The organism is Caballeronia sp. (assembly GCF_049581465.1).
Classification (GTDB): domain Bacteria; phylum Pseudomonadota; class Gammaproteobacteria; order Burkholderiales; family Burkholderiaceae; genus Caballeronia.
This window is the reverse complement of record NZ_JBAUSA010001009.1, coordinates 1-2,459: the sequence shown is the minus strand read 5'-3', so window position 1 is coordinate 2,459 and position 2,459 is coordinate 1. Positions and strand designations below refer to the sequence as shown.

At 61.0% G+C, this 2,459-nt stretch carries 1 protein-coding gene and 1 pseudogene; one reads left to right on the top strand and one right to left on the bottom strand.

Annotated elements, in window-relative coordinates; genetic code table 11:
* On the top strand, positions 1 to 1,949 hold a 1,949-nt coding region (locus WCA53_RS24710; RefSeq protein WP_423916615.1), incomplete at its 5' end, for a VWA domain-containing protein.
* A gap of 33 nt (positions 1,950 to 1,982) precedes the next feature.
* On the opposite strand, the pseudogene WCA53_RS24705 reads toward WCA53_RS24710, so the two are convergent.
* Positions 1,983 to 2,459: pseudogene (locus WCA53_RS24705) on the bottom strand (GNAT family N-acetyltransferase); the annotation flags it as partial.

Sequence of the window (2,459 nt, the reverse complement as noted above, 5' to 3'; positions counted from 1 at the left end):
ACCTGGTATTGACGAATGTGGTGGTGCGCGACAACAAGCACACCGGCGCTGTGGTGCAGGGGTTGACGGCCAAGGACTTCACGGTTCTCGAGAACGGTAAGCCGCAGAAGATTGAGACCTTCGATTTCCAGAGCATCGACCAGGCCACTCCACTGCATGAAGCGACGGTGAGCGGGAAGGAAGGGCAACTGGTGCTGGGCCAGGGCAACGGCACGGGCGTGGTGACGGGCGATGCACTGCGCAATCACCGATTGGTCATCCTCTTTTTTGATCTCACGTCGATGCAGCCGGATGACCTGACACGCTCGATCGAGGCGGCGAAAAACTACATTAACCGGCAGATGCAACCGGCGGATCTGGTAGCGGCGGTGTCGTTGAGTGATTCACTCAGCGTGAACCAGGACTTTACCGCGAACAAACAGGCGCTGCTCGCGGCTGTCGCGAGCTACGACGGCACGCAGCAGTCGGGATTCCAGGCCGGCGCCACTTCGACGACTAACCAGGTGGAAGACGCGAGCAGCTTTACCCCGGATGAGAGCGAATACAACGACCTGAATACCGATCGCCAACTCTACGCAATTGCGCAGATTGCGAAGTCTCTGGCTTACATCAATCAGAAGAAAGCGCTGCTCTATTTCTCGGGAGGCATCCAGCGTGATGGCATCGAGAACGAGGCCTCGCTGCGTTCGGCGACAAATTCGGCGGTGCGGGCAAACCTGTCGATCTACAGCGTGGACATGCGCGGGCTGCAGGCGATCTCGCCGCTGGGCGATGCGTCGACGGGATCGATCCGCGGCGCGAGCTCGTACAACGGCCAGGCGTTCCAGAACAATCTGGATGCGAATTTCAATTCGCAGGAGGTGTTATCTACGCTGGCTGCGGACACCGGGGGCAAATTCTACGGCGACTCGAACGACTTCGCGCCGGCCTTTCAAGCGATGGAGAACGACACCGCGCAGTACTACGTGATCGGATTCCGCTCCAGCAACACGGCGCGCGATGGGCGCTATCGCAAGCTGCAGATCAAGTTGAACCGGACCGATGTGAAACTCGAGTACCGGCCGGGGTATTACGCGCCGGCGGACTACCAGCACTCCAACCACGAGGATCGGGAGCGCCAGTTGACCGAGCAACTGGAGAGCGATCTGCCGGCGACCGATGTGCCGGTGTACATGGCGGCGTACTACTTTGAGCTGGCGCCCGAGCGCTACTACATTCCGGTGTCGCTGATCGTGCCGGGCTCGCAGATTCCGTTTGTGAAGGGCGGCGACCGGGACAAGGCGACGATCGACATCATCGGCGAGGTGAAGGACATGGCCGGCCGCGCCGAGGGCGAGGTGCGGCAGACGGTGAAGCTGGCGATCGACCAGCAACAGCAGGTGTCGCGGAAAAACGTGCAGTACACGACGAGCTTCACGCTGCCGCCGGGCAAGTATCACGTGAAATTTGTGGTGCGCGAGAACGAGACCGGGCACATGGGCTCGTTTGAGACGGACATCACGGTGCCGGACCTGGCGAAGGCGCCAATGAAGCTGTCGTCCGTATTGCTTGCAAGTCAAAGGCAGGCTGCGCCGAAGACCAAGCAGGCGAATCCGCTCATTCAGGATGGCCAACTATGGGTGCCGAATGTGGCGCACGTCTTCCGGCAGGATGGGCACCTGTATCTGCTGTATGAAGTTTATGCTCCAGACACGAAATCGGCCGATGCTAAAACGCAATCGCCGCGGTTGCTTACTTCGATTGAATTCCTTTCGGGTTCAACGAAGGTATTCGAGACGCCGCTGGTGGAGGCGACGAAGCTGACCGATCCTTCGCGCAACACGATCGCGTTCCAGTTCGATGTGCCGCTGAAAGACATGAAGCCGGGGCAGTACACCTGCCAGGTGAACGTGATCGACGACCGCGCGGGAGCGTTCAGCTTCCCGCGGACGGGCGTACTGGTGCGTTGACGGATCGGCCTGCGGGCCGTGAATGCGACTGCTTTAAAAAGATATGGACGGCAGCCACGCGCCCGCCGGATCGTTGTACAGTCCGGTGCTCATGAGCGTCATGGGCTGGACAACGCGCAGGCCGTTTGCCAGGCACCAGCGCAACAGAACGTTGTTGCGTGATGGCACGAGGATTCCCGCCCCTGTAAAGGATTCTGCCGACGCGATGAGCGCCTGAAGGTCCACGTTGGTCTCCGCCATGGAATGGCCGAAAAAGGCGAGGGCGGTGGTGTATCCGGTGATGCGTTTGCCGCGCTCGACCACACGCGCAGTGCCCTGCACGATAGCTGCCGCTAGCTCGGCGCCGCGATCGAATCCGTGAAGCCGCTGCGAGAGAGCATTGCAGGCGGCGGCATCGGCGGGAGTGGCCGGCCGCACGGCGCAACCCGGAATGTGGCGTTCCGTGATGCGCCCTTGCATGCAGGCGAGCGGCTCGCGAACGTCGAAGCCGAGCGAAGCGTAGAGCGAGAA